Annotated in this window: 25 protein-coding genes; 18 read left to right on the top strand and 7 right to left on the bottom strand. The window is 51.4% G+C overall.

What is annotated here, in order from left to right; translation table 11 throughout:
- Positions 1–2 precede the first annotated feature (2 nt).
- The 7 genes from H144_RS0102100 to H144_RS0102070 all read left to right on the top strand — a co-directional run bounded on the left by H144_RS0102100 (position 3) and on the right by H144_RS0102070 (position 8,298).
- A complete protein-coding gene (locus H144_RS0102100; RefSeq protein WP_019940374.1) occupies positions 3–1,031 on the top strand; it encodes a TatD family hydrolase in 1,029 nt (342 codons plus the stop codon).
- A 1-nt stretch (position 1,032) separates the two neighbouring features.
- Positions 1,033–1,902 (top strand): UbiA-like protein EboC, encoded by an 870-nt coding sequence (eboC, locus tag H144_RS0102095; protein WP_019940373.1) that lies wholly within the window; start codon positions 1,033–1,035, stop codon positions 1,900–1,902.
- 165 nt (positions 1,903–2,067) lie between these two features.
- Positions 2,068–3,228 (top strand): 3-dehydroquinate synthase, encoded by a 1,161-nt coding sequence (locus H144_RS0102090; protein WP_019940372.1) that lies wholly within the window; start codon positions 2,068–2,070, stop codon positions 3,226–3,228.
- Complete coding sequence (eboE, locus tag H144_RS0102085; protein WP_019940371.1) at positions 3,225–4,427, top strand: metabolite traffic protein EboE; 1,203 nt, start codon at positions 3,225–3,227, stop codon at positions 4,425–4,427. Before H144_RS0102090 ends, eboE begins: the two co-directional genes overlap by 4 nt.
- On the top strand, positions 4,420–5,784 hold the full coding sequence (locus H144_RS0102080; protein WP_019940370.1) for an alkaline phosphatase family protein: 1,365 nt from the start codon (positions 4,420–4,422) through the stop codon (positions 5,782–5,784). Before eboE ends, H144_RS0102080 begins: the two co-directional genes overlap by 8 nt.
- 63 nt (positions 5,785–5,847) lie before the next feature.
- Complete coding sequence (locus H144_RS0102075) at positions 5,848–7,038, top strand: PQQ-dependent sugar dehydrogenase (protein ID WP_019940369.1); 1,191 nt, start codon at positions 5,848–5,850, stop codon at positions 7,036–7,038.
- Positions 7,039–7,041: 3 nt separating this feature from the next.
- The gene (locus tag H144_RS0102070; RefSeq protein ID WP_262485415.1) at positions 7,042–8,298 is read left to right on the top strand and encodes a saccharopine dehydrogenase family protein; all 1,257 of its coding nucleotides are present in this window, start codon (positions 7,042–7,044) and stop codon (positions 8,296–8,298) included.
- A gap of 36 nt (positions 8,299–8,334) precedes the next feature.
- On the opposite strand, the gene folB is transcribed toward H144_RS0102070, so the two are convergent.
- The 3 genes from folB to H144_RS0102055 form a co-directional block, all read right to left on the bottom strand.
- Positions 8,335–8,685, bottom strand: coding sequence for a dihydroneopterin aldolase (gene folB / locus H144_RS0102065; RefSeq protein ID WP_019940367.1), 351 nt, complete (start codon positions 8,683–8,685; stop codon positions 8,335–8,337).
- 9 nt (positions 8,686–8,694) lie between these two features.
- On the bottom strand, positions 8,695–9,741 hold the full coding sequence (locus H144_RS31320; protein ID WP_019940366.1) for a DivIVA domain-containing protein: 1,047 nt from the start codon (positions 9,739–9,741) through the stop codon (positions 8,695–8,697).
- A gap of 107 nt (positions 9,742–9,848) precedes the next feature.
- Positions 9,849–10,748: a WD40 repeat domain-containing protein gene (locus H144_RS0102055; RefSeq protein ID WP_026350345.1), complete on the bottom strand. Its 900-nt coding sequence runs from the start codon at positions 10,746–10,748 to the stop codon at positions 9,849–9,851.
- 31 nt (positions 10,749–10,779) lie between these two features.
- On the opposite strand from H144_RS0102055, the gene H144_RS0102050 reads away from it, so the two are divergent.
- A complete protein-coding gene (locus tag H144_RS0102050; protein ID WP_019940364.1) occupies positions 10,780–11,409 on the top strand; it encodes a 4'-phosphopantetheinyl transferase family protein in 630 nt (209 codons plus the stop codon).
- A 2-nt stretch (positions 11,410–11,411) separates the two neighbouring features.
- On the opposite strand, the gene H144_RS0102045 is transcribed toward H144_RS0102050, so the two are convergent.
- Positions 11,412–12,260 (bottom strand): transglutaminase-like domain-containing protein, encoded by an 849-nt coding sequence (locus H144_RS0102045; RefSeq protein ID WP_019940363.1) that lies wholly within the window; start codon positions 12,258–12,260, stop codon positions 11,412–11,414.
- 146 nt (positions 12,261–12,406) lie between these two features.
- Between H144_RS0102045 and galE the strand changes: the two genes are divergently transcribed.
- The 7 genes from galE to H144_RS0102010 are packed head-to-tail and all read left to right on the top strand — an operon-like array spanning position 12,407 to position 19,525.
- Positions 12,407–13,426 carry a UDP-glucose 4-epimerase GalE gene (gene galE, locus H144_RS0102040; RefSeq protein WP_019940362.1) on the top strand — a complete coding sequence of 340 codons (1,020 nt, stop codon included), beginning with the start codon at positions 12,407–12,409 and terminating at the stop codon, positions 13,424–13,426.
- Positions 13,423–14,478 (top strand): dTDP-glucose 4,6-dehydratase, encoded by a 1,056-nt coding sequence (gene rfbB, locus H144_RS0102035; RefSeq protein ID WP_019940361.1) that lies wholly within the window; start codon positions 13,423–13,425, stop codon positions 14,476–14,478. Before galE ends, rfbB begins: the two co-directional genes overlap by 4 nt.
- 35 nt (positions 14,479–14,513) lie before the next feature.
- The gene (rfbA, locus tag H144_RS0102030) at positions 14,514–15,380 is read left to right on the top strand and encodes a glucose-1-phosphate thymidylyltransferase RfbA (protein WP_019940360.1); all 867 of its coding nucleotides are present in this window, start codon (positions 14,514–14,516) and stop codon (positions 15,378–15,380) included.
- Between the two features lie 39 nt (positions 15,381–15,419).
- The gene (locus H144_RS0102025) at positions 15,420–16,061 is read left to right on the top strand and encodes an O-methyltransferase (protein WP_019940359.1); all 642 of its coding nucleotides are present in this window, start codon (positions 15,420–15,422) and stop codon (positions 16,059–16,061) included.
- Positions 16,062–16,093: 32 nt separating this feature from the next.
- Positions 16,094–18,598 (top strand): LysM peptidoglycan-binding domain-containing protein, encoded by a 2,505-nt coding sequence (locus H144_RS0102020; RefSeq protein WP_019940358.1) that lies wholly within the window; start codon positions 16,094–16,096, stop codon positions 18,596–18,598.
- 11 nt (positions 18,599–18,609) lie between these two features.
- Positions 18,610–19,209: a DUF3109 family protein gene (locus tag H144_RS0102015; RefSeq protein WP_026350344.1), complete on the top strand. Its 600-nt coding sequence runs from the start codon at positions 18,610–18,612 to the stop codon at positions 19,207–19,209.
- On the top strand, positions 19,193–19,525 hold the full coding sequence (locus H144_RS0102010) for an MGMT family protein (protein ID WP_019940356.1): 333 nt from the start codon (positions 19,193–19,195) through the stop codon (positions 19,523–19,525). Before H144_RS0102015 ends, H144_RS0102010 begins: the two co-directional genes overlap by 17 nt.
- 50 nt (positions 19,526–19,575) lie before the next feature.
- Here the strand turns inward: H144_RS0102010 and H144_RS0102005 are convergent, their stop codons facing one another.
- The 3 genes from H144_RS0102005 to H144_RS0101995 all read right to left on the bottom strand — a co-directional run bounded on the left by H144_RS0102005 (position 19,576) and on the right by H144_RS0101995 (position 22,462).
- Positions 19,576–19,974, bottom strand: a complete 399-nt coding sequence (locus H144_RS0102005; protein WP_051100033.1) for a hypothetical protein — start codon at positions 19,972–19,974, stop codon at positions 19,576–19,578.
- A 250-nt stretch (positions 19,975–20,224) separates the two neighbouring features.
- Positions 20,225–20,797 (bottom strand): Cif family virulence factor, encoded by a 573-nt coding sequence (locus H144_RS0102000; RefSeq protein ID WP_019940354.1) that lies wholly within the window; start codon positions 20,795–20,797, stop codon positions 20,225–20,227.
- Between the two features lie 198 nt (positions 20,798–20,995).
- Positions 20,996–22,462: a sodium:solute symporter gene (locus tag H144_RS0101995; RefSeq protein WP_019940353.1), complete on the bottom strand. Its 1,467-nt coding sequence runs from the start codon at positions 22,460–22,462 to the stop codon at positions 20,996–20,998.
- 106 nt (positions 22,463–22,568) lie between these two features.
- Here H144_RS0101995 and H144_RS0101990 point away from each other — a divergent pair, with 106 nt between their 5' ends.
- The 3 genes from H144_RS0101990 (at position 22,569) to H144_RS0101980 (ending at position 24,275) form a co-directional block, all read left to right on the top strand.
- A complete protein-coding gene (locus tag H144_RS0101990; RefSeq protein WP_019940352.1) occupies positions 22,569–22,844 on the top strand; it encodes an ATP-dependent Clp protease adaptor ClpS in 276 nt (91 codons plus the stop codon).
- A 79-nt stretch (positions 22,845–22,923) separates the two neighbouring features.
- The gene (recR, locus tag H144_RS0101985; RefSeq protein WP_019940351.1) at positions 22,924–23,538 is read left to right on the top strand and encodes a recombination mediator RecR; all 615 of its coding nucleotides are present in this window, start codon (positions 22,924–22,926) and stop codon (positions 23,536–23,538) included.
- A gap of 23 nt (positions 23,539–23,561) precedes the next feature.
- Entirely contained in the window at positions 23,562–24,275 is a 714-nt protein-coding gene (locus H144_RS0101980) for a superoxide dismutase (RefSeq protein ID WP_026350343.1), read from the top strand.
- Positions 24,276–24,408: the final 133 nt, after the last annotated feature.

The following is a 24,408-nucleotide window of genomic DNA, read 5'->3' as shown; positions in this document are numbered from 1 at the left end:
TTATGTGCCTTAACCATAACGAATTAGCCCAAAACCCTTCGCATTTCGAAGACAGCGAAGAGGCTACCCAGGCGCCCGCTCACCGCGACATTGCCTGGAACGACTATAAAGACCTGATCAAGGGAATGCGTTTTTTCGACCCGCATATCCACATGGTTTCCCGCACGACGGACGATTACCAGGCCATGAACCAGGCCGGCATCGTGGCACTCATCGAGCCCGCGTTCTGGGTAGGCCAGCCGCGGACGGGGTTATCGACATTCAAGGATTATTACAGCAGCCTGGTAGGGTGGGAACGCTTCCGTTCCTCGCAGTTTGGCATCAAACACTACTGCACCATGGGCCTGAATTCGCGCGAGGCCAACAACGAGCCGCTCGCCGAGCAGGTGATGGAGATTTTACCGTTATATATTTATAAAGAAGGCGTGGTAGGCGTCGGCGAGATCGGCTTTGACGACCAGACGCCCGCCGAGGAAAAGTATTACCGCCTGCAACTCGAACTCGCCAAAGAGGCGAAGTTGCCCGTGCAGATCCACACCCCGCACCGCGATAAAAAGAAAGGTACCGAGCGCAGTATGGCGATTGCATTGGAGCATGGCATCGACCCGTCGTGGGTGATTGTGGACCATAACAATGAAGAAACCGTGAAAAGCGTGCTCGACCAGGGTTTCTGGGCGGCATTCACCATCTATCCCTTCACCAAAATGGGCAATGAGAGAATGGTGAAAGTGGTGGAACAATACGGCCCCGAGCGCATCATGATCAACTCCGCCGCCGACTGGGGTATTTCCGATCCGCTCGCGATCCCTAAAACGGCTGCATTGATGAAAATGCGGGGCATTTCGGACGAAACCATCCGCCTCGTGACTTACCAGAATGCGATCGACGCATTCGGTAAGAGCGGACAGATCGACGTGACCGATTTCGAATCCGGTTATGCGGTCGATCAGACGGAGAAATTTCATGGTAACAGCATTCTCAGAGGCGGCCAGCAGCCTGCACCGGTGAAAGACTTTTTAGTGATCAATTAAAGTGAGCGCTCTCAAACCCTATTTGCAGCTGACGCGCCCGGCCAACCTCGTTACCGCCATTGCGGACATTCTGGCCGGTATGGCCATCGCGCAGTTTACCTTCTCGGATTTTTCACCCGCATTGCTCGTACTTTCTACGCTAGGCCTTTACGGCGGCGGTGTGGTGATGAACGACGTTTTCGATGCCAGACTCGACGCCGTCGAGCGACCAGAGCGGCCTATTCCCAGCGGTAAAGTGCCACTCGCGCAAGCGGCCACGATGGGCATTTCGCTTCTGTTACTAGGCATTATCGCAGCCGGTGCATTCAACCTGCAGAGCGGCATGATCGCCATCGTGGTGGCGATGCTGACCGTTTTATACAACCGTTTTGCCAAACACCATGTATTCTTCGGCCCGCTCGTGATGGGCATGTGCCGGGGCGGTAACCTCATCCTCGGGATGAGCGTATTGCCCGAATCGTTCCAGCAATGGGCATTCATCGCCATTTTCCCGATCATGTACATCGGCGCGATCACGCTCATCAGCCAGGACGAGGTGCATGGCGGGAAGAAACGTACCTTATATATAGCCGCATTCCTTTACCTGGCCGTGCTTGCGGCGCAGCTCACGATCGCGCAGGGAAAGGGTAATCTGCTGTTTACCATCCCATTTGTAATGCTGCATGCCTGGTTTATTTTCCGGCCGCTGTGGAATGCGGTGCAGAACCCGATCGGTCCGCTGATCGGCAAGGCGGTGAAAGCGGGCGTGATCTCGCTGATCGTCATGAATGCTTCCTGGTGCGCGGCATTCGGGCTGCTCCCTATCGCCCTTGCGGTGCTGGCATTGCTGCCGCTTTCGATGTATCTGGCGAAGGCGTTTGCCGTTACTTAACAGAAGAATGGAGGAGGGAAGAAAGGGAGGATCGCCCGTGGTTTCGGTCTAATAATTAAATTGGACGATGACGGGACGGGGAAAACCTGTTAATTTTAGTCTTTATATCAATGATTTTGAGCTTCATATTCAATACCCACTTTTGCTAGTGTAATGCAGAATTCAATGCAAACTATAAAACAACGTTTCCAGGTGGAATACAACTATGCTGTATTTTTCACCCAAAACCTCTTTGACACCCAGAACCCGTTACTGAAAGATTTTTTTCAAGAATATACCGAACAGGGCTTTCAACGCAAAGCGCTGGTGATCGTGGACGAGGGATTTGAACAGACACAGCCGGATTTGAAAAACAATATCCGCGCCTATTTCGCACAAAATGTAGCGCACATCCAGCTCTCGCCGGAAATCATCACGGTACCGGGCGGTGAGGCTTGCAAAAATGATCCGTCGCAATTTGATAAGCTCGTAGAAGCCGTCGATGTGTTCGGTATCGACCGCCATTCTTTTGTTATAGGGATCGGTGGCGGCGCCGTGCTCGACCTTGTGGGTTACGCCGCAGCCGTTTCACACCGCGGTATCAAGCTGATCCGCATTCCGACGACCGTTTTGGCACAAAACGATTCGGGCGTTGGGGTGAAAAACAGCATCAATTTTCACGGTAAAAAGAACTTCCTAGGCACATTCGCACCGCCGGTGGCTGTTTTCAACGACCTTACCTTCCTGCGCACACTCGACGACCGCGACTGGCGCGGCGGCCTGGCCGAAGCCGTAAAAGTGGCACTGATCAAAGACCAGGCATTTTTCGAATGGATTGAAGAACACGCGACGGCATTGGCAGCCCGCGACGAGGAGGCGATGGCCTACCTCATCCACCGCTGCGCCGAAATGCATACCGACCACATTGCCGGCGGCGATCCGTTTGAATTCGGTTCTTCCCGACCTTTGGATTTCGGTCACTGGGCAGCGCATAAGCTCGAATTCCTGACGAATTTCGAAGTGCGTCACGGCGAAGCGGTAGCGATCGGCATCGCGCTCGACTGCGTGTATGCCCATAAAACAGGCATGCTGGCGGAAAGCGACCTCCACCGCATTATAGATGTGTTGACGAAAGTCGGTTTTGAATTATACCATGCCAAACTGGCTGAAAACGACAAAATCAACCTCCGCAACGGCTTGCAGGAATTCCGCGAGCATTTGGGCGGCCGGTTGACGATCATGCTGCTGGAAAAGATTGGAAAAGGAGTGGAAGTGCATGAACTGGATGCCGACATCATCGCCCAGTCGGTGGATTACCTCGAAAGTTCAAAAATTATCCCTGCATGATTACGCCTTACGGACACCTTACCTATTGCAGCAATATCCATCCCGGTGAAAAATGGGAAGACCATTTCCGGTCGCTGCGCGAAAGTATTCCTTACATCCGCGAGCAACTGGCTCCCGGAAAGCCATTCGGGCTTGGCTTGCGCGTCGCTAACGAAGCATCGATCGAGCTGAGCAAGCCGGAGGTTTTGGATGAATTCAAAACCTGGCTGGCCGGACACGGCATTTACGTATTTGTGATCAACGGCTTTCCTTACGGCGGTTTTCACAACACCCGCGTGAAGGACGACGTGCATACGCCCGACTGGACGACGCAGGACCGCCTCGATTACACGAAACGTCTTTTCAATATCCTCGCTGCATTGCTGCCCGCCGATATGCACGGTGGTGTTTCCACACCGCCATTGTCGTACAGATTGTGGTGGAAAACCGAAGCCGACAAGCAGCACGCTACCGAAAGAGCAACCGGTCATATTCTCGAACTCCTCGATGAACTGATCCGCATTGAAAAGGAAACGGGCAAATTCCTGCATTTGGACATCGAGCCCGAACCGGACGGCATTCTCGACAACACCGGGGATTTTGTAACCTGGTACACCAACGTTTTGCTGCCCAAAGGCACTATTTATTTAGTGGAAAAATACGGGATCGACGGAGATGCGGCGCAGGCGCTGATACTGAAACACATTCAGCTATGCTACGACATTTGCCATGCAGCTGTTGGTTTCGAGAAACCGGAAGACATACTCGATTCGTTGAACGAATATGGCATTCAGGTCGGCCGCATTCAGGTGAGTTCGGCTTTGAAAGTGAATTATACCAGTGAGAAAGAGGTAAAACGCAAGGCCATCGAAACGTTTGACGAGCCCGTGTACCTCCACCAGGTAGTGGCCCGCCACGACGACGGCCATTTTACGCACTACCCCGATTTGAAAGAAGCCTTGACCGACTGGGACGAAACCCACGAAGAATGGCGCGTGCATTTCCACGTTCCGCTGTTTGTGAACACCTACGGCGTGCTCGATTCCACTCAAGGTGATATTGTGCAAACATTGGCATTGCAAAAAGAGGCACCGTTTTCCGCTTACTTGGAAGTGGAAACCTACACCTGGGGCGTACTGCCCGAAGATATGCAGAAACCCATCGGCGAATCCATCGTCCGCGAACTGGAATGGGTGAAGAAAGTACTGAATTATGAATAAGACCGTAGTTATCGATATTGTAGGACTGAGCGCCAACCTGATCGGCGAGCATACGCCGTTTCTGGACGCTTATGTCAAAAAGCGGCACTTGACGCCCATTAAACCGGTGCTGCCGGCCGTTACGACCTCTTCCCAAAGTACTTATGTGACGGGAAAATGGCCTGCGGAGAACGGGATCGTCGGCAATGGCTGGTACGACCGGGATGATTCCGAAGTAAAGTTCTGGAAGCAATCGAACAAGCTCGTGCAGGGCGATAAGATTTGGGATAATGCACGTAAAGCAGACCCGGATTTTACCGTTTCGAAGATGTTCTGGTGGTATAATATGTACTCTACCGCCGACTGGTCGGTGACGCCGCGCCCGCAATACCATGCCGACGGCGTGAAAGCGCCCGATTGCTACACCTACCCGCCCGAGCTGCGTGACGAACTGCAAGCTGAGTTAGGCCAATTCCCGCTGTTTAACTTTTGGGGGCCAAACGCAAATATCAAATCGACCCGCTGGATCGCCGATGCGTCCATGTCTGTCGAAAAACGGCATGACCCCACGCTTACGCTCATCTACCTGCCGCATTTGGACTATTGCTTGCAGAAATTCGGGCCGGATTTTTCCAAGATCAGCAAGGAGCTGAATGAAATCGATGAAGTCGTGAAAGACCTCATTCAGTTTTATGAAGCGCGCAATGCGAAAATCATCCTGCTGTCGGAATACGGTATCAATGCCGTCAGCAACCCGATCCATATCAACCGCATTCTTCGTAACGAGGGCCTGATTTCCGTGCGCGTGGAGCGCTGGTACGAGCTGCTGGATGCGGGCGTTTCCAAAGCATTCGCCGTTTCCGATCACCAGATCGCCCACGTTTATTTAAATGACCCTTCCGTGAAAGAGCGGGTGATGCAGGTTTTGAAAAAAACACCGGGCATCGACCTGGTGCTCGATAAAGAATCGCAGAAAGAATACCATATCGATCACGAACGCTCGGGAGATATTGTGGTGGTGGCGAAACCGGATAGCTGGTTTACCTACTACTACTGGCTCGACGACGCCAAAGCGCCGGATTACGCGCATCTGGTAGACATTCACCGCAAGCCGGGCTATGATCCCGTGGAGATGTTTATGGACCCGAAAAATCCATTGATCAAACTACGTGCAGGTTATAAACTGGCACGTAAGCTGCTTGGATTCAGATATTTGATGGACGTCATTCCACTGGATGCCACACTCGTCAAAGGCTCGCACGGGGGTATTAACATTCCCAAAGAATATTACCCGGTCATCATCACCGACGAAGCCGCCGGAAAACCCGAGCTGGAAGCGGTAGATGTATACGACGTGATCTGGAAACACCTGATTTAAAATCATTTCCAAAATTAAATTGGCTTTCGTGACGTTGTCTTAGAAACTTACTACTACGACCTCATGAAAGCTATCATTCGCCTGACGCTCGTCCCTATCGCGATCGCCATTGCCGTTTTGGCCTGCAAATCCGACGATCCGCAAACACCGGAAGATCCCGAGCTCCCGGAAAATACCATCGATTCCAAAGACGTTTTCCCCGCACTGACATTCAGCCAGCCGGTAGACCTCGTACAGGCGCCCGGCGATAGCAGCCATTTCTTCGTCGTGGAGCAGGGCGGCGCGATTAAGGTGTTTTCCAATGCGGCGAATGTCTCCACAAGCGCCACTTTCCTCGACATTAAAAGCAAAGTACGCGCCGGCGGCGAGCGAGGCTTGCTGGGCGTCGCATTTCACCCCGATTTCAAAACCAATGGCTATTTCTTTGTCAACTACACCGCCGGAACACCGCTGAAAAGTGTCATAGCACGGTACAAAGCCACGAGCGCAACACAAGCAGATGCGAGCAGCGAAGCGGTTTTACTGACATTCAACCAGCCTTACGATAACCACAACGGCGGTTCGATGCAGTTCGGGAAAGATGGTTTGCTGTACATCGCCACCGGTGACGGCGGCAGCGGCGGAGATCCGCAGAACAATGCACAAAACCTGAAAAGCCATTTGGGCAAAATCCTGCGCGTGGACGTGAATGGAACGACGAAAGGGAATTACAGCATTCCGGCCGATAACCCCTACGCCACCGGCACCACGGGAAATTTACCCGAAATATATGCGTATGGCCTTCGTAATCCGTGGCGGATCAGCTTCGATACGGGCAGCGACAAGCTCTTTGCGGGCGATGTGGGCCAGAACGAGCGGGAAGAGATCGATATTATCGTCAAAGGCGGCAACTATGGCTGGCGGCTGAAAGAGGGCATCGATTGCTACAACCCTTCCTCGAACTGCAATGCCGACGGCCTGATCGACCCTGTGCACGACTATAACCAGGACAATGGCGACCGCTCCATTACCGGCGGCTATGTGTACCGCGGCACGGCATTGCCCGAGCTGGCCGGCAAGTACATTTACGGCGATTACATCAGCGGCCGCATCTGGGCGCTCGAACTAGACGGCAACACCCGCAAAAGCAACACACTGATCATGGAAGGCAAAGGCGCAATCTCATCTTTCGGCCAGGATATCAAGGGGGAAATCTACTATCTGAACTACGGCGAGGGCAAAGTGATGAAGGTGGTTAACGGAAATTTAAATTGAAAAATTAACGGGTCGTCCTATCTTTGCCGGAAATTTAAACCTATTAAAATGTCCAAGGTTCTTATCATTGGCGCAGGCGGTGTCGGTAGTGTTGTGGCACACAAATGCGCATTGAACAGCAATGTTTTCACCGAGATCATGCTCGCCAGCCGTACTAAGGCGAAATGTGATAAAATAGCAGCCGAAATCAAGGAAATGCACGGCGTGGAGATCCAGACTGCACAGGTAGACGCCGATATCGTGGCCGAAACCGTGCTGCTCATCAAACGTTTCCAACCCAAAGTGCTCATCAACGTGGCATTGCCTTACCAGGACCTGACGATCATGGATGCCTGCCTCGAAACCGGCGTGCATTACCTCGATACCGCCAATTACGAACCAAAAGACGTTGCGAAATTTGAATATAGCTGGCAATGGGCTTACCAGGAGCGCTTCAAGGAGGCAGGACTGATGGCCGTCCTCGGCTGCGGCTTCGACCCCGGCGCTACCCAGGTGTTTACTGCATTCGCCGCGAAGCACCAGTTCGACGAAATGCATTATCTGGACATTATCGACTGTAACGCAGGCGACCACGGAAAGGCATTCGCGACGAACTTTAACCCTGAGATCAACATCCGCGAGATCACCCAGCCGGGCCGCTATTGGGAAAACGGAGAATGGGTCGAAATCCCCGCGATGTCTATCCATAAACCGATCGATTACCCGGGCATCGGCCCCAAAGAGAGCTACGTGCTATACCACGAAGAACTCGAATCATTGGTTAAGAACTTCCCTACCCTGAAACGCGCACGTTTCTGGATGACGTTCGGCCAGGCTTACATCACCCACCTGAATGTGCTGGAAAATGTAGGTATGACGAGCATCAAGCCGATCAAATTCAACGGCATCGACATCGTGCCATTGGAATTCCTGAAAGCGGTATTGCCTGCTCCCGATACTTTGGGCGAGAACTATTCCGGACAGACTTCCATCGGCTGCCAGATCAAAGGAATCAAAGACGGCGAGGAGAAAACTTACTACGTGTGGAACAACTGCGACCACGCCGAATGCTACCGCGAGGTACGCGCGCAGGCAGTGAGCTACACCACCGGCGTTCCCGCGATGATCGGCGCCATGCTGATGCTGACCAATGACGAATGGATGAAGCCGGGCGTTTACAATGTAGAAGAGCTGAATCCCGATCCGTTCATGGAGCTGCTGAACGTTCACGGTTTGCCGTGGCACGAAGCGGTGAACATCGAGCTTCCCCACGAATATTAATACATGAAAAAGGCGGTTTTAAAACCGCCTTTTTCATTATCCTTCCATCGTAATGACCGCCCGGGTGCAGACACCCCCTATCGGCGGGTTGAATTTCGAGACTTTCACAGTCACCTTCTCGACCGTCGGGTAATGCTCCCGGATTTTCTCGATGACATTAAAACCAATGTGTTCCAATAATTTGGCCGGCTCCTTCATGACCTTGGCCGTGAGCTGGTAAATGGTTTCGTAATTGACGGTCTCGCTCAGCTTATCGTGCTGGGCGGCACGGAAAAAGTCCGTGGTAATGGTAATATCCAGGGCGTATTTGTTGCCGATGCGCTGCTCTTCGGGGTAGTAGCCGTGGTATGCAAAAAATTCGAGTCCTTCGAGACTGATCGTTCCCAATGGTGGTGATTAGATTTGGTCAAAAAATGAACCGCCGCCTGATTTTTTCGGCTGGCTGTTTTCTCTCGGCCGGTTGATACCTCCCGAAGAATCCCTGGCCTTCTCCGCCACCTTGTGCATTTCCGCGAGCACCTCTTCGGCTTCCTCGGCGGCTGTTTTCAGGGTTTGCCGGGGTCTGTTGTAAGCTACCGGCTCTTCGCGCACAGGTTCCGGCTCGGGTACTGGTGCCGGCTCTGGTTCGGGAACGGCCGTCGCAAATGGCGCCACTTCCTGGATTTCCTCTTCCGGCTCTTCCCCCGGCAATTCGGGATCGACTTCGAAAACGGGTTCCGGTTCAGGTTCCTGCTCCGGTTCCGGCTCGGCTACTTCGAACACCACTTCCGGCTTGTCGTCCTGCAAAACCACCTCGGCGGTCGGTTCCGCAGGTTCCTCTTCCACCTCGATTTTGACCGGCTGCTGGAAAGTGATTTTCTTCGGAATTTCTATTTCCGCGATATGCTTTTTAATGTCCTCCATCTTGTTGAGGACCGATTCCTTGTCGTATTTCTGTTCGAAGCGCTCCACCGTTTCCAATGCGCTGTTCGCGAGCGAGCTCAGCTGCACGATAAGATTGTCGCGGAAGTTTTCGATGGCCCGGAAATCGCGTTCCTGCACCTTCACTTCCTGGGCAAAATCCTCTTTGAATTTGGAAAGCCGGTCTTCGGTTTGCTTAATGATCTGGCTCGTACGCTGCTCGGCTTCCGCCACGAGGTCGTTGGCAGCAACGCGCGACTCTTCGATCCTTTTTTCCGCGTTTTCGTTCGCTTCTTTCTCGATTAACTTACTGGTATCTTCTGCGGCTTTTAAGGTTCTGAATAAGGTTGATTCGATATCTTTCAACTTCGCCAATTCCTTTTCCGCGTATTCCAGCTGCATCTTCAGCAAGTTGTTTTCGCTTGAATACCGCTCCCATTCCTGAGACAACGAATTCAGGAAAGCATCTACTTCGTCCGGGTCATAACCTCTGAAAATCTTTTCAAAAGTGTGCTTGCGTATCTCAATAGCGGATATTTTCATGATGCATTCTATGCTTTGATGCCTGGTAAAAAACGGTCGTGTAAGTTAAAGATATAAGATTCATTTTTCAAAGTATTTACCAACATTACCATATTATAAGTATTGGCTCATACTACCTCCCAAACCGAGATCATCCGGTCGTCGCTGCAAGAAATCAATTGATTCTCAAAGCCCGTCCAGAGCAGCTTGTTGACCGACGTTCCATGCCCCGCATGACGCGACCGGTCGATGATTTTTTTCAGCTTAAATGTGGCCGCATCCCATAATTTGATGGATTTGTCCATGCTGCAAGTAGCGAAGAGGGAGCGATCGGGACTGAATGTAATGTCGTTGATCGCGTACATGTGCGCGGGGATGTCGGAGACGATGCCGTATGCATCATTGACGTCCCAGATTTTCAGGTGCGCGTCCCGGCCGGTGGTGAACAGGTATTTACCGTCCGGTGAATACTTAACGGAAAAGACGGAGTTTGTATGCGCCTGGATCGTCTTTTTTAATTTAAATCCATCCAGATCAAAGATATGGACGTTGCAATCGCTGTCGCCGGTCGCAAATTCGTTCGTCCCGACATTCACGGCGATGCTCCGGATACTTTTGCCGGCGATCTTGATATGCTTCTGCACGGAAAAGCTTGGAATGTCCAAGATCACCACCACGCCGTCGCCCAAAGCGATCAATGCCTTGTCGCCTGCGAAACGGATATCGAAAATGTTGGTACTCGTAATCTTGGAGGTTTTTTCAATCACATTGTCCTGCGTATGCAATAGCTGGATGCCCTCGAAATTCTGGCCGATCCAGAGCGTATCGCTGCTTTCGTGCAATGCGAGCGCGTATACGGAAGTGCCCGCGCGGGCGACGAGTTTTCCGAGATCCGGTTTTTGCAGGTCCCACTGAATGACAAAGCCGTCGGCGCCGGCAGAGTAAAAGCCGTGCCCGGTTTGGTCAGAAATAATTGTATAAACACTGTCCCTATGACCGGAAAAAGTATCTACTTTGCGAATATTCATCTGTTCAATTTTGTAGCAAACACCAATTAACATGCCCCTCGTTCATTCCGAAAAGATAGAAGACAGCAGCACATTACTGCTCTGGAAGCTGACGGAATCCGAAGAGCAGCTCCAAAGTGCTCTGGGTAATGGATTTAACCAGGAGGAGCTGGACAGAATATCCCATCCGCAAAAAAAACGCGAATGGCTGGCCAGCCGGATGCTCATCAAAACGCTCGCCGAGCAATTCGGCATTAACTACGTGGGCATTCACAAGGACGAGCACGGCAAGGCATTCCTGATCGACAACGACTCGCACATTTCCATCACCCATACCGCCGAGTTTGTAGCGGTAGCCATTAATCCGGCCGCCGCGGTAGGCATCGATATGGAGAAAACCGACGCGAAATTGCAGCGCACGTCCAAAAAGTACCTGTCTCCGACCGAACACGACCATGCGCAGGACGATATGGACCGCCTTTGCATGTACTGGTGCGCGAAAGAAGCATTATATAAATTGTACGGAAAGAAAAAGATCAGTTTCAGGGATTCGATCTTCATTAGTCCCTTCGATAACCCGGACATTTTCCTCAGAGGCACGCTCACCGACGAAGACATCGTGGTGCCGTCCAACATTCACGTCCGCTGGTTCGACGGCCATTGCCTGGCCATTGCGCTCTGAGCTCAGCTTTCCGGCGCGTCGTCGAGCGTCGACTTCAGTATCTTTTCGATTTCGCGGATCTTGTCCTGCTCGCTCGTTTTTTCGTAGGAGAGGATCAGGTTGCGCAATACCCGCTGCACGATTTCGAGGTTGGTGCAGGGCTGGTAAAAAATGTCTTTGGATTTGATATTCAGCTGCGCAATGTAGTGGTCGATATCGGTTTTCGAAAAGATAATCCCGCGGTTGAATACATTAATATAAAACTGCGTTTTGTCGCTTTTGTATGTCAGTACAAAAAGGTTGGGCAGGTTCACGCCGTACACGGGCATACCCAGCTTCCGGGCGATCAACAGGTAGATTACACACAATGTAATGGGGTTGCCGCGCCGGCTTTCGAGCACCGAATTGATCATCGAGTTCGTAGGCGAATGGAAGTTCTTGGTATTGGCCGCGAAATTCATCACACCGAAGAAAATGCTGTTGATCCGCTTGATCTGGTCCACCGCATTCATTTCCTCCTGAAACTGTATCCAAATGTCGTAATACAGCTGCTCGATCGTCGTTCTGAGCTTTTCAATGGACAGGTCGGGGTAATGGTAAGTCGCGATGATCCACATGCCTTCGAGCAGGTCGAGCCCGCCCCCGTTTTTCCACGCTTGTAACCGTTCAATCATTATTCCGAGCTGCAATTCGTGGATCAGTTCCTCGATTTTGCGCTGCACGATGGGGTTAAAACTTTCTTCCCACTCAGTTTCCAGAAAAGGTATCACAGTCCCTCCCAACGACAATATCTTCCCTTCAACATGCTGACTTACTTCATGATCTTCATCATCAAGCAAGGATATCAATGCCTTGATTTCTTTCTGGTTCATTTTCCTCAAATCTGCGTTTTACAACCAACGGATAAATAAAAACATTTTTTTTTTATGGACGTCAAATTTTCTACTTTTGCCCGGAAAAAATTGCCGCTACAATACCATCTATACCACCATATTCTTTTAAAAAAAGCACATAGCGCATGAAAATTCTCGTAACCGGAGGGGCCGGATTTATCGGTTCCCATACCGTTGTAGAGTTGCACAACGCGGGGTTCGAACCGGTCATTATCGATAACCTGTACAACTCCAATCTCAACGTTTTAGAAGGAATTAAAAAGATCACCGGCAAAGAATTTCCATTCTACGAAATCGACTGCAATGATGCCGACAAGGTAAGGGCCTTGTTCGAAAAGGAAAAGTTCGACGGCGTCATTCATTTTGCTGCGTACAAGGCTGTGGGTGAGTCGGTTGAAAAGCCTTTGAACTACTACGAAAATAACCTGATTTCCCTGCTCGTATTGCTTCGGGCGATGAGGGAATTCCATGTCGATAAATTCGTTTTCTCCTCCTCGTGTACCGTGTACGGCCAGCCCGAAAAGCTGCCCGTGACCGAAAGCACGCCCCGCCTGCCGGCCAACTCGCCGTACGGCAACACCAAAGCCATCGCCGAGGACATTATCCGCGACCATGTGCATTCGAAACCCGATCTGAAAGCGATCTCACTCCGCTATTTCAACCCCATCGGCGCACATGAAACCTCGCTCATCGGCGAGCTGCCCAATGGCGTGCCGAGCAACCTGGTACCGTTTATCACCCAAACCGCGGCCGGGCTGCGTAAGTCGCTGACCGTGTTCGGTGACGACTACAACACCCCCGACGGCACCTGTATCCGCGACTTCATCCACGTGGTGGACCTCGCGAAGGCGCACGTGAAGGCGCTAGACCTGCTCGAATCGCAGACGGATACTAACTATTATGATGTATTTAATGTAGGAACGGGCGAAGGTTACACCGTTTTGCAATTGATTAATACTTTTGAGGAGGTAAACGGCGTAAAACTTAACTACACCATCGGGCCACGCCGGGAAGGGGACGTCGAGCAGATCTACGCGCAGTCCGATAAAGTAAATAATGTAATGAAATGGCATGCCGAGAAGTCCATGGCCGACGCATTGCGCGACGCATGGAACTGGCAACTAAAACTAACAGCTGAAAAATGAAAAAAATCCTGATTACGGGCGGAGCGGGTTTCATAGGCTCACACGTTGTGCGCCGGTTCGTCAACTTTCACCCGGAATATCATATTTATAACCTCGACGCGCTTACTTACGCAGGAAACCTGGAAAACCTGCGCGATATCGAAAACGCGCCGAACTACACTTTTGTCAAAGGCGATATCGTCGACGCCGCATTTATTGACAAGCTGTTTACCGAAAACGACTTCCACGGCGTGGTACACCTCGCGGCGGAAAGCCACGTGGACCGTTCCATTACCGACCCGATGTCATTCGTCATGACGAACGTAGTGGGCACGGTAAACCTCTTGAATGCGGCTAAAAAAGCTTGGAAAGACGATTTCAGCGACCGCCGTTTCTATCACGTTTCGACGGACGAAGTGTATGGTGAGCTGCACGATCCGGGCACATTCTTCGTGGAAACGACCAGCTATGACCCGCGGTCGCCCTATTCGGCTTCGAAAGCGTCGTCCGACCATTTTGTAAGGGCTTATCACAATACTTACAAACTGCCGGTGGTGATCTCCAACTGCTCGAACAACTACGGCCCGAACCATTTCCCCGAAAAGCTGATCCCGCTGATGATCCACAATATCATCCAGCAAAAACCACTTCCGGTATATGGAAAAGGCGAAAATATCCGCGACTGGCTGTTCGTGGAGGACCACGCGATCGCGATCGACGTGATTTTCCACAAGGGCGCCAATGGCGATACCTATAATATCGGCGGCCACAACGAGTGGAAAAACATCGACCTCGTACATTTGCTTTGCGAGATCATGGACCGCAAGCTCGGCCGCGGCGAAGGCGAAAGCGTGCAGCTGATCACCTACGTAACCGACCGTGCCGGCCATGACCTGCGTTACGCGATCGATGCGACGAAATTATCGGAAGAACTGGGCTGGAAACCTTCATTGCAATTCGCGGAAGGCCTGGAAAGAACCGTCGACTGGTACCTGACCAACCAGGACTGGCTGAACAATGTGACTTCCGGCAATTACCAGAAATATTATGACGAAATGTATCAGGATCGTTAATCCTGCCATTTCTTTACTCAATTGACATTCCATCTATGAAAGGCATTATTCTGGCCGGAGGCTCCGGTACGAGATTACACCCGCTTACATTGGCCGTCAGCAAGCAGCTCATGCCTGTGTATGACAAGCCGATGATATATTACCCGCTGTCGATCCTTATGCTGGCGGGTATCCGTGAGATCCTGATCATCTCGACGCCCCACGACCTGCCGCATTTCGAAAAACTGCTCGGCGACGGCAGCCGTCTTGGCTGCCAGTTCAGTTACGCGGTGCAGCCCAGCCCGGACGGTCTCGCGCAGGCATTCATTATCGGCGAAGAGTTTATCGGCGACGATAAGGTGGCATTGATCCTCGGCGACAATATTTTCTACGGATCGGGCCTTTCGACATTGCTTCAATCCAACAACGACCCCGACGGCGGCGTGATCTTCGCCTACCAGGTACACGATCCCGAACGTTACGGCGTTGTGGAATTTGATAAATCCAATAATGTGATCTCCATCGAGGAAAAACCGGTTGAACCGAAGTCCAATTACGCGGTGCCGGGTTTGTACTTCTACGACAACGACGTGGTGGAAATCGCGAAAACCATCCCTCCCTCGCCACGCGGCGAGCTGGAAATCACGGACGTGAACCGCGTTTATCTCGAAAGGGGCAAACTCAAAGTAGGCGTTCTGAACCGCGGCACGGCATGGCTCGATACCGGTACATTCCAGTCGCTCATGCAGGCGGGCCAGTTTGTACAGGTGATCGAAGAGCGCCAGGGCCTAAAAGTGGGCTGCATTGAGGAGATCGCATACCGTATGGGCTTTATTAATGCAGAACAATTGCGTGAAATCGCCCGCCCGCTGTTGAAAAGCGGCTACGGCACTTATCTGGAACGCATTGTAGCAAATGCCTGACAGGCCTTTGCTTCGGGATTAGCACATTATCATATTCGAATGAAGTTTTTGGTAGAGGAAATCGAAGAATATTCCGCCGCGCACACGGAAGACGAGAATGCATTGCTGAAATCCCTCAACAGGGAAACCCATGCCAACGTTCTCAGTCCCCGTATGCTCTCCGGGCATATGCAGGGCAGGTTCCTTTCGATGATTTCCAGGATGATCCGCCCGGACCGTATCCTGGAAATCGGCACGTATACGGGTTACTCCGGTATTTGCTTCTGCGAAGGCCTTACCCCCACCGGCAAGCTCATTACCATCGATGTCAACGAGGAACTGGAAAGCTTTACGAGGCGCTATTTCGATCAGACGCCGTACAAGGACCAGATCGATTACCGGATCGGCAATGCGCTGGATATTATCCCCACGCTGACAGACACGTTCGACATCGTGTTCATTGATGCGGATAAAATCAATTATTCTTCTTATTTTAACCTCTGTCTCGATAAAGTACGCCAGGGCGGTTTCCTGATCGCGGATAATGTGCTCTGGAGCGGCAAGGTCGTTCAGCAACTCAAAAAGGTTGACAAAGACACGCAGGCATTACTGGATTTCAACCGCATGGTCCACGAAGACCCGCGCGTTTCCAATATCCTGCTACCGATCCGCGATGGATTGATGATTCTTCAAAAATTATAGTACTCAATAGTCAGGCGAGCATTTACTTTTTTATGGCCAGAACTTCCATTAACAACATCCTATCTTTTGTTATAGTCCTGCTGTTGACCGGCAATGCAGTTTTTGCACAGGCACCCGAAATCCCGTCCAGTGTTTCGTTCGGCGGTATCACCGTCAAGTTCGACCGGGGCGCGCAGGACATTATCGAGGAGGACGTCAGAAGCCTGATGTCGAACCGGAAGTTTTGGGAAGAAAAAATGAACCGCGCCATCCTGCATTTCCCAATCGTGGAGGGCATTTTGATGGACGAAGAAGTGCCTATCGATTTTAAATACCTCGCTGTTCAGGAAAGCTCCTTCCGCCCGGACGTGGTTTCAAGTTCCAATGCCGTCGGTTACTGGCAGTTCAAACCTGAAACCGCCCGTGAACTGAACCTCCGTGTGGATAATGATGTAGATGAACGAAAAAACATCAGTTCCTCGACCCATGCCGCTGCATGGTACCTGAAAAAGAACAACCAGCAGTTCAACAACTGGGTGACCACGCTCTACTCCTACTACCAGGGCGCGGGAGGTGTGAAAAAAGTGGTTCCTGCGAGCTGGGCCTACGCCCGTGAGGTAACGCTGAACAGCAAAACCGACCGCTATATGCTCCGCTTTTTTGCCCACAAAATCGCGCTGGAAGCGGGTATCGAACGCTATAAATCGCCGAATGCATTCGTGCTGATGGAGTCGGATTATGGCAAAGGGAAGTCGCTGGACGAAGTTGCCCGTGAGCTGGGCGTTCCGGCTGCCGAATTGAAAGACCATAATAAATGGCTGAACGACGATAAAATCCCTGGCGACCGCGAATACCTCATTACGTTACCCGTCCCGGTGGATCAGGTGGCTTCGGTACGCGAAAAACTGTCATTGCCGCCACGCCAGACGGCCGTAGCATCCGTGTACGAAGATACCGGCTATCCCGTGCTGAAAAAATCGGCGGAGCAGCTATCGGAACCGAATTCGCCTACCTTGTACGAAATCAACGGCCTGCCGGGTATCGAAGCCCGTGCCGGCGACAAGCCGAAGACATTGGCCAAAGCCGCAGGCGTCCGTGCGCCGCGTTTTATGCGCTACAATGACCTGCTGGCCGATATGCAGCTCGTTCCCGGGCAGGTTTACTACCTGGCCCGCAAGCACAAAAAGGCTTCCACGCCCTTTCACACAGCACGCCCCGGCGATACCTGGCTGAGCGTATCGCAGCAATATGGTATCCGTCTGGTAAGCCTTTTGAAATATAACCGCACGACGAGCCGCAATTACCCCATTCAAACCGGGCAGGTATTGTTCCTGACCGAAAAACGCCCGCGTAAGCAGCCGATCGAAATCATCGCGCCACCGCAGCCAGCTACGCCGGTGAAGAAAGACTCCGTGATCGCTGTCGTTCCGGGAAAAGCACCGGCAGCGGCCACTACTTCGCCAGCCGCGTCGAATGCCAACATTCCAGCCAATGCATCCGGCCGCAAGAAATACACCCCTGTTTTGGTTGAAAAAAGCGAAAACGGCACGAGGGAAACCGAAACTGCTAATACACCAGCTTCCGAGGCGCCGGGCGCCCCGGCGGTTACTGCACCAGCTGCAGCTGTCTCCAAACCAGCCGGCACTGGCCTGTACAAGCCATCTGCCCCGGCAGCCAACAATTCTGGCAACGACCGCGTGGTGATCATTACCCAGGACGATGCCAACTCGGCATTCAAATCGGGTGAAGAAGAGAAACCGGCTCCGAAATCCGGCACGCCAAGCAAAGTAGTAACCCCGAACAACACCCGCACCACGGAGTCGTCCGGCTCCGTATACACCCGTATGCGCGCCGAAAGAGCCGCAGAAACCGAGGTACCTGCCAAGAAAGATGCCGAACCGGGCAGTTGGAGCAGCGCCGGAGAAAAAGAAGTGGCCACTGCTCCCGCCGCAAGCGTTCCTGCCGCCACAAGCTACCACACCGTACAATCCGGCGAAACGTATTTCAGCATTGCTAACAAATACGGCCTCTCCCTACGCGAATTGCTGACATTGAACAACCGCAATGCACAAAGCCGCCTTGTTTCCGGCCAGCGGTTGCTCGTTTCAAGATCGGCGGATGAAGCGGCTCCGGCAAAAGTAGCTGTAACACGCACAGCACCGGCCGCGGCATTCAAAACGCCGGAGGAGATCAAGGAAGAAACGCGGCTCGCGGCCACACCGGGCAGCGAATTCCATACTGTTCAGAGCGGTCAGACTTATTACAGCATTTCGAAGGCGTACGGGCTGACGATCAGGGAATTGTTCGAACTCAATAACCTGACTGAATCCGACCGCCTGAAATCGGGCCAGAAACTGCGCGTGAAAAAAGGAGAGGGAGGCGAAACGGCTTCTGAAAACCAGTCATCCGGCGTGCAAACGCACACGGTGGCACCGGGCGAAACATTGTTCCGCATTGCGCAAACCTACCATACCAATGTGGACGATATCAAGAAATTAAACAATATGTCCGGAAATAGTGTTATGGTGGGACAAAAACTCAAAATACCTCAGCAATAAGCTGTTCCATTATGATCCTCATTGAAAATACGTGTATTAGCGACGACATCGAAGACCAGGAATTTGTCTGTAATCTAGACAAATGCAAGGGCGCATGTTGTGTGGAGGGAGATTCCGGCGCCCCGCTGGACGAGGACGAGCTCGCGATTCTCGATGAGATCTATCCCGAAGTAGAACCTTACCTGACCGAAGCCGGCAAAAAAGTGATTGCTGCCGAAGGTACATGGACCAAAGACTGGGACGGCGACTACGTGACGCCCATTATCAATGGCCGCGAATGCGCTTACGCCATTTACGACCAGAAGGGCATTCTCAAATGCGGGATCGAGGAAGCGTATAACGACGGCAAGATCAGCTACAAAAAACCGATTTCCTGTCACCTCTACCCGATCCGCGTCACCAAATACGAACAATACCACGCGCTCAACTACGACCGCTGGGAAATATGCAGCCCGGCATGCAGCCTCGGCCAGCAGCTGAAAGTACCCGTTTACAAATTCCTGAAAGACCCGCTCATCCGCGCCTATGGCGAGGATTGGTACCGCCAGCTTTCAGACGAAATCGACGAACGACAAGCCGCACGCACTCGGGAACATGAAGAAGGGAAATGACTTTTTCAATGACGTTTACGATGTGGTAAGGCAAATACCCGCGGGGCGCGCCACTTCCTACGGAGCCATTGCCGCTTATCTGGGCAACAAACGCGGCGCGCGGCAGGTCGGCTGGGCGATGGGCAGCAGCTATCACGAGCACGGCATTCCCGCCCATCGCGTGGTAAACAAAGCCGGTGAACTAAGCGCAAGCCAGCTTTTTGAAACCCCTACCACCATGCAGGAAAGGCTCGAAAGTGAGGGCATAAAGGTAGAAAACAACCGCATCGTCAACTGGGAGCAATGCTTCTGGGACCCGGAAAAGGAATTACATTAAAACAAAAAATCCCGGCCTTCTACAGACCGGGATTTTTTGTTAATGCATTTTTATTGCAGCGAGATCATCTTGGCATTGGTGCTCTCGATATTGACCTCCTTCACAAGTTTGTCTTTTTTGTGCGATAGTTCGAAGTAATATTTACCGTCGTTCATTTCATCGAGATTGAACACGCGGCGGTACTTGGTATCGCGGTCGTTGAACACTTCCGAGTAATAGATCTTACCGGCTTTGTCTTTCAGTACTACACGCAGCCTTTCATTTTCTTTCTTATCCACCGACAAACGTACTTTGTTGGTATCGCTGATTTTGTACAGCGCGGCGTCGAAACTGAGAACTTTCGCAGTCTCTTTTTCTTCTTTGTTTTTCTTTTTGTCGGCTGCAACTGAATTGAACGACAAGGTTAGCGCCAAAGCGCAAGACAGGATTGAAACAATGGAGATTTTCATGGCTATGATGTTTTGAAAGTGATGTACCGTACAATCGCACAGTTGACTCTATATAAAAAAAGGATGTGCCAAAACTGATTGTAATAAATCAATCGTGGACACATCCTGGTCAAAAACTACTGATAATGAATGGTTTACATATATTTTCAAAAAACTTTCATCTTCTTTTCCGCGAGCGTTCTGTTGTTCAGAACCGAACATTTGTGCCTGAAACCGAACGCCTTAACGCGGGCGTGCCGGTTGCACGGGGTTAGATTTTTCCTTTGTTTTCATTCGCGATTTTCTGGATCATCGGCAGTCTGCTGGCCGGTATCGGGTGCCGGTAATCCCAGAATGCCGAAACACAAACGATCTTCCATTGCCCGCCGATCTTTTCGAGCAGCCTTACCTCCTTGCTGTGGTGAAAGTTCTTTTCGGTTTTATCGCTGTTGAACTGGTCCCAGGTAAGGTAGGCCACGTCGTCGTCATAAAACTTGAAAATCATATTTTTTCTTTCCACAATCGGGTGGCTGGATACCGGTTCGGGGTTGGCAGCAATGTATTTGTTGATCTGCTTATTAATGTCCGCCCAGCCTACGTTCGAATCGAATGTACCGTCATCATTGCTCCAAGCCTGAAAGGCATAGTCTGTCTGCGCGTAATTCGATTTCCAGGCATTATAATCCCGGGCGAAAAATGACTTGGTTTCATTCTCTATGACTGCTTTAATGGCTTGTTTTTCCTGTTCGAGGTTTGCCTGACGGGCAGCCTCCTCTTCTTTGGCCTTGTCCTTGCACGAAACACACAATACAATGCCCAATAAAATGACTGACAGTGTTTTCATATGGCAAAAGTTTAGTTTGTTAAATAAATAACCGAACTCAATCTTTCAACAAAACATCCATCAGGTGGCATGTCGGGGCACGCCTGATTTTATCAGAAAGTTAATATTTTTTTGGATATATACAAGAAAAAGCCCCGGAAATAGGTAACCATTTCCGGGGCTTTGCATATTAGGGCAATTTGGGAAAATCCGGACGCACTAAGCCTGCGGTACATACCGTTTTCCGTTGCGATCATGGAGGAGCCAAAGCCCTATAAACGTAATCAAACCATTGATTATCAGCCTTTCAAAACCGAATTTATAGCCATTGAACCACTCGGCCGAATGATCGTTGATCACGTAGGTAATAATCGGCGCGAGAATGCAGACGAAAGGCACGTAGCGGTCCAGCACCGGCCGTTTCAGGAATGCGCCGAACGAGAATAGTCCGAGCAAAGGCCCGTAGGTATAGCCCGCCAGATCGAACACGGCCGTGATAACTTCCTTATTGTTCATCCGGTTGAAAATGAGAATGACCAGGTAAAATACGATGGAGAAACCTACGTGCACCCAGAATTTAATGGAAGAACGCTTTTCCTCCGGCCGCTTTTCGATTTCCATGAAGTCGATACAAAACGCGGTCGTCAACGCCGTAAGGGCCGAATCGGAGCTTGCGTAAGTGGCTGCCGTAATGCCCAGCAGGAAGGTAATGCCTACCACCAGACCGAGGTGGTTGAGCGCGAGCATCGGGTAGAAATCGTCCGTTTTAGGGGTTGTCGGGATCCCCTGCGCCTCCGCATATACGTAAAGCAATGCGCCGAGCGACAGGAACAGGAAGTTCACGATCACGAGCACCACCACAAACCAGAACATGTTCTTCTGCGCTTCGCCGATGTTCTTGCAGGTAAGGTTTTTCTGCATTAGATCCTGGTCCAGGCCGGTCATCACAATGGCGATGAACACGCCGGCGAAAAACTGTTTGAAGAAGTTTTTAGGATCGTTGGTATCCCAGTAGAAGATCTGAGAATAGCCGCTTTTTTGCACGGCAGTCCAGATGCCACCCAAACCATCCAGCTTTAATTCACTGGAAACCAGTATAATGGTAAGCACAACGGCCGTAATGAGGAAGAATGTCTGCAGCGTGTCCGTGACGATGATCGTCTTCACCCCGCCTTTGAATGTGTAGATCCAGATCAGGAATATAGTAATGGCCACCGCTACTTCGAAGGGTATACCCAGCGGCTTGAACAAGGCGAGCTGCAACACCTGCGCGGCCACGTACAGGCGTACGGCCGAGCCCACCGTGCGCGAGAGCAGGAAGAAGCCGGAGCCGGTTTTGTACGACCAAAAACCAAAGCGTTGTTCGAGGTAGGAATAGATGGAAATGAGGTTCAGCCGGTAGTAAAGCGGCATCAGCACCGTACCGATCACGAGGTAACCCAGAATGTACCCGATGACCACCTGGAAGTATGAAAACTGGATATTCGCCACCGCTCCCGGCACCGACACGAACGTGACGCCCGACAGCGAAGTACCGATCATCCCGAACGCCACCAGGTACCACGGAGACTGCCGGTTAGCGGTAAAAAAGGTATTCGTATCCGCTCCCCTGGACGTAAAAATGGACACCGTTATCAGCATTCCAAAGTAAACTACCAGTATCAGCAGGGAGATGTAAGGGTTCATTAAAGTGGGTATTTGGGGATTCAGGAGTGGATTAAAAGGCGCTTAAAAGCTTCGGATAGTCTCCGTTTTTAATTAGATTTGCTAATCAAACAGAAATTTGATTGTTATGCAAGCGCTCACAGACACAGAGCTTGAAATTCTGGAAGAAACCGTAGATACGGACATTAAAAAGCTGGTAATCTACAATGACGACGTCAATACATTCGACTGGGTGATCGATACGCTGATCGAAGTTTGCGGTCATTCCAACGAGCAGGCGGAACAATGCACGATCATCATCCATTATAAAGGCAAATGCTCGGTGAAGGAAGGTTCTTTCGAAGAGCTTGCCGGAATGCGCAACGAGATCTGCCGCCGGGGCATTTCTGCGGAAGTACATTGATATTCCGCCGCTTGGCAGCATTGCCGCATCAACAAACGGGCCTCGAAGCACCACCGGGCCCATCACTCAGCATCTTCCCATGAACTACCCCTCACGTCTTATTGAGGAAGCCGTCGCCGAAATATCCCGCCTTCCGGGAATAGGCAAAAAAACAGCATTACGCCTGGCATTACATTTGCTGAAAAGGGACGAGGAGCAAACGCGCTCGCTGTCCGATGCATTGGTGAACATGCGTACCAAAACCACCTATTGTACCCGCTGCCACAACATCGCCGACGACGTGCTTTGCAACATTTGCAGCAATAACAAGCGCGACCAGACGACCATTTGCGTCGTGGTAGACACGCGCGACGTACTGGCGATCGAATCGACGAACCAGTACCGGGGGTTGTACCATGTGCTGGGCGGCATTATTTCACCGCTGGAAGGCATCGGGCCTTCGGACCTGGAAATCGATTCGTTGATGGGCCGTATCGGCGAACGCGAGGCCGAAGAGGCGGTCCAGGAAGTGATACTGGCATTGAGCCCTACGATGGAAGGTGACACCACGGCTTTTTACCTGCAAAAAAAGTTGAAAGCCACCGGCGTTAAAATAAGCACTATCGCAAGAGGTATCCCCATCGGCGGAGACCTCGAATATGCGGACGAGATTACGCTCGGCCGCAGCATCGTAAGCCGGGTGGCTTATGATTAACACTAAACACTTGTTGTACTATCATGAATAGGACTGATTTCTTAAAGACACTTGCAGGCAGTGCATTGACTGTTAGCGCATTGGCGGAACAATCAATGGCCGCAGGTACATCCACGACCATATTAGCAGAAACGGCGCCATTCAAGCAGGCGCCCCTTCCTTACGACTTCGGCGCACTGGAGCCCAGCATCGATAAAATGACGATGGAAATCCACTACGGCAAACACCACGCGACCTACGTCAAAAACCTCAACGACGCCGTAAAAGGAACAGAATGGGAAAAGAAATCCCTCGAAGATATTATCAAAGGAATCAGCAAGGCGCCGACGGCCATCCGTAACAATGGCGGCGGGCATTGGAACCATACATTCTTTTGGGAAGTAATGGGGCCGAAGAAAAGCGCAGCGCCCACCGGCGCCGTGGCAGACGCCATCAATGGGCAGTTCGGTTCATTTGAAAAATTCAAAGAAGAGTTTGGCAAGGCCGCTACAACGCGGTTCGGTTCGGGCTGGGCGTGGCTGGTTGCCAAAGGCGGTAAACTGGCGGTAGGCTCTACCCCCAACCAGGATAACCCATTAATGGACGTCTCCGATTTCAAAGGCACGCCTATCCTTGCCCTCGACGTATGGGAGCACGCCTACTACCTGCACTACCAAAACAAACGTCCGGATTACATCAAGGCATTCTGGGATGTGATAAACTGGGATAAAGTGGCTGAGAATTTGAAAAAGGCTTAATGTCACGCTGAGCGCAGTCGAAGCGCATGTACGATGCGTTTACCTTATGGACTGCCTTCGACTTCGCTCAGGTTGACATTTCGTTTTTTCTCAATTCTTCCAATTCCTTCCTCCCTTTACTCCCCTTCTTCCA

It is taken from the genome of Dyadobacter beijingensis DSM 21582 (assembly GCF_000382205.1).
In the GTDB taxonomy this organism is placed as follows: Bacteria; Bacteroidota; Bacteroidia; order Cytophagales; family Spirosomataceae; genus Dyadobacter; species Dyadobacter beijingensis.
The sequence above is the reverse complement of the archived record's forward strand: the minus strand, read 5'-3'. Positions and strand labels throughout refer to the sequence as shown.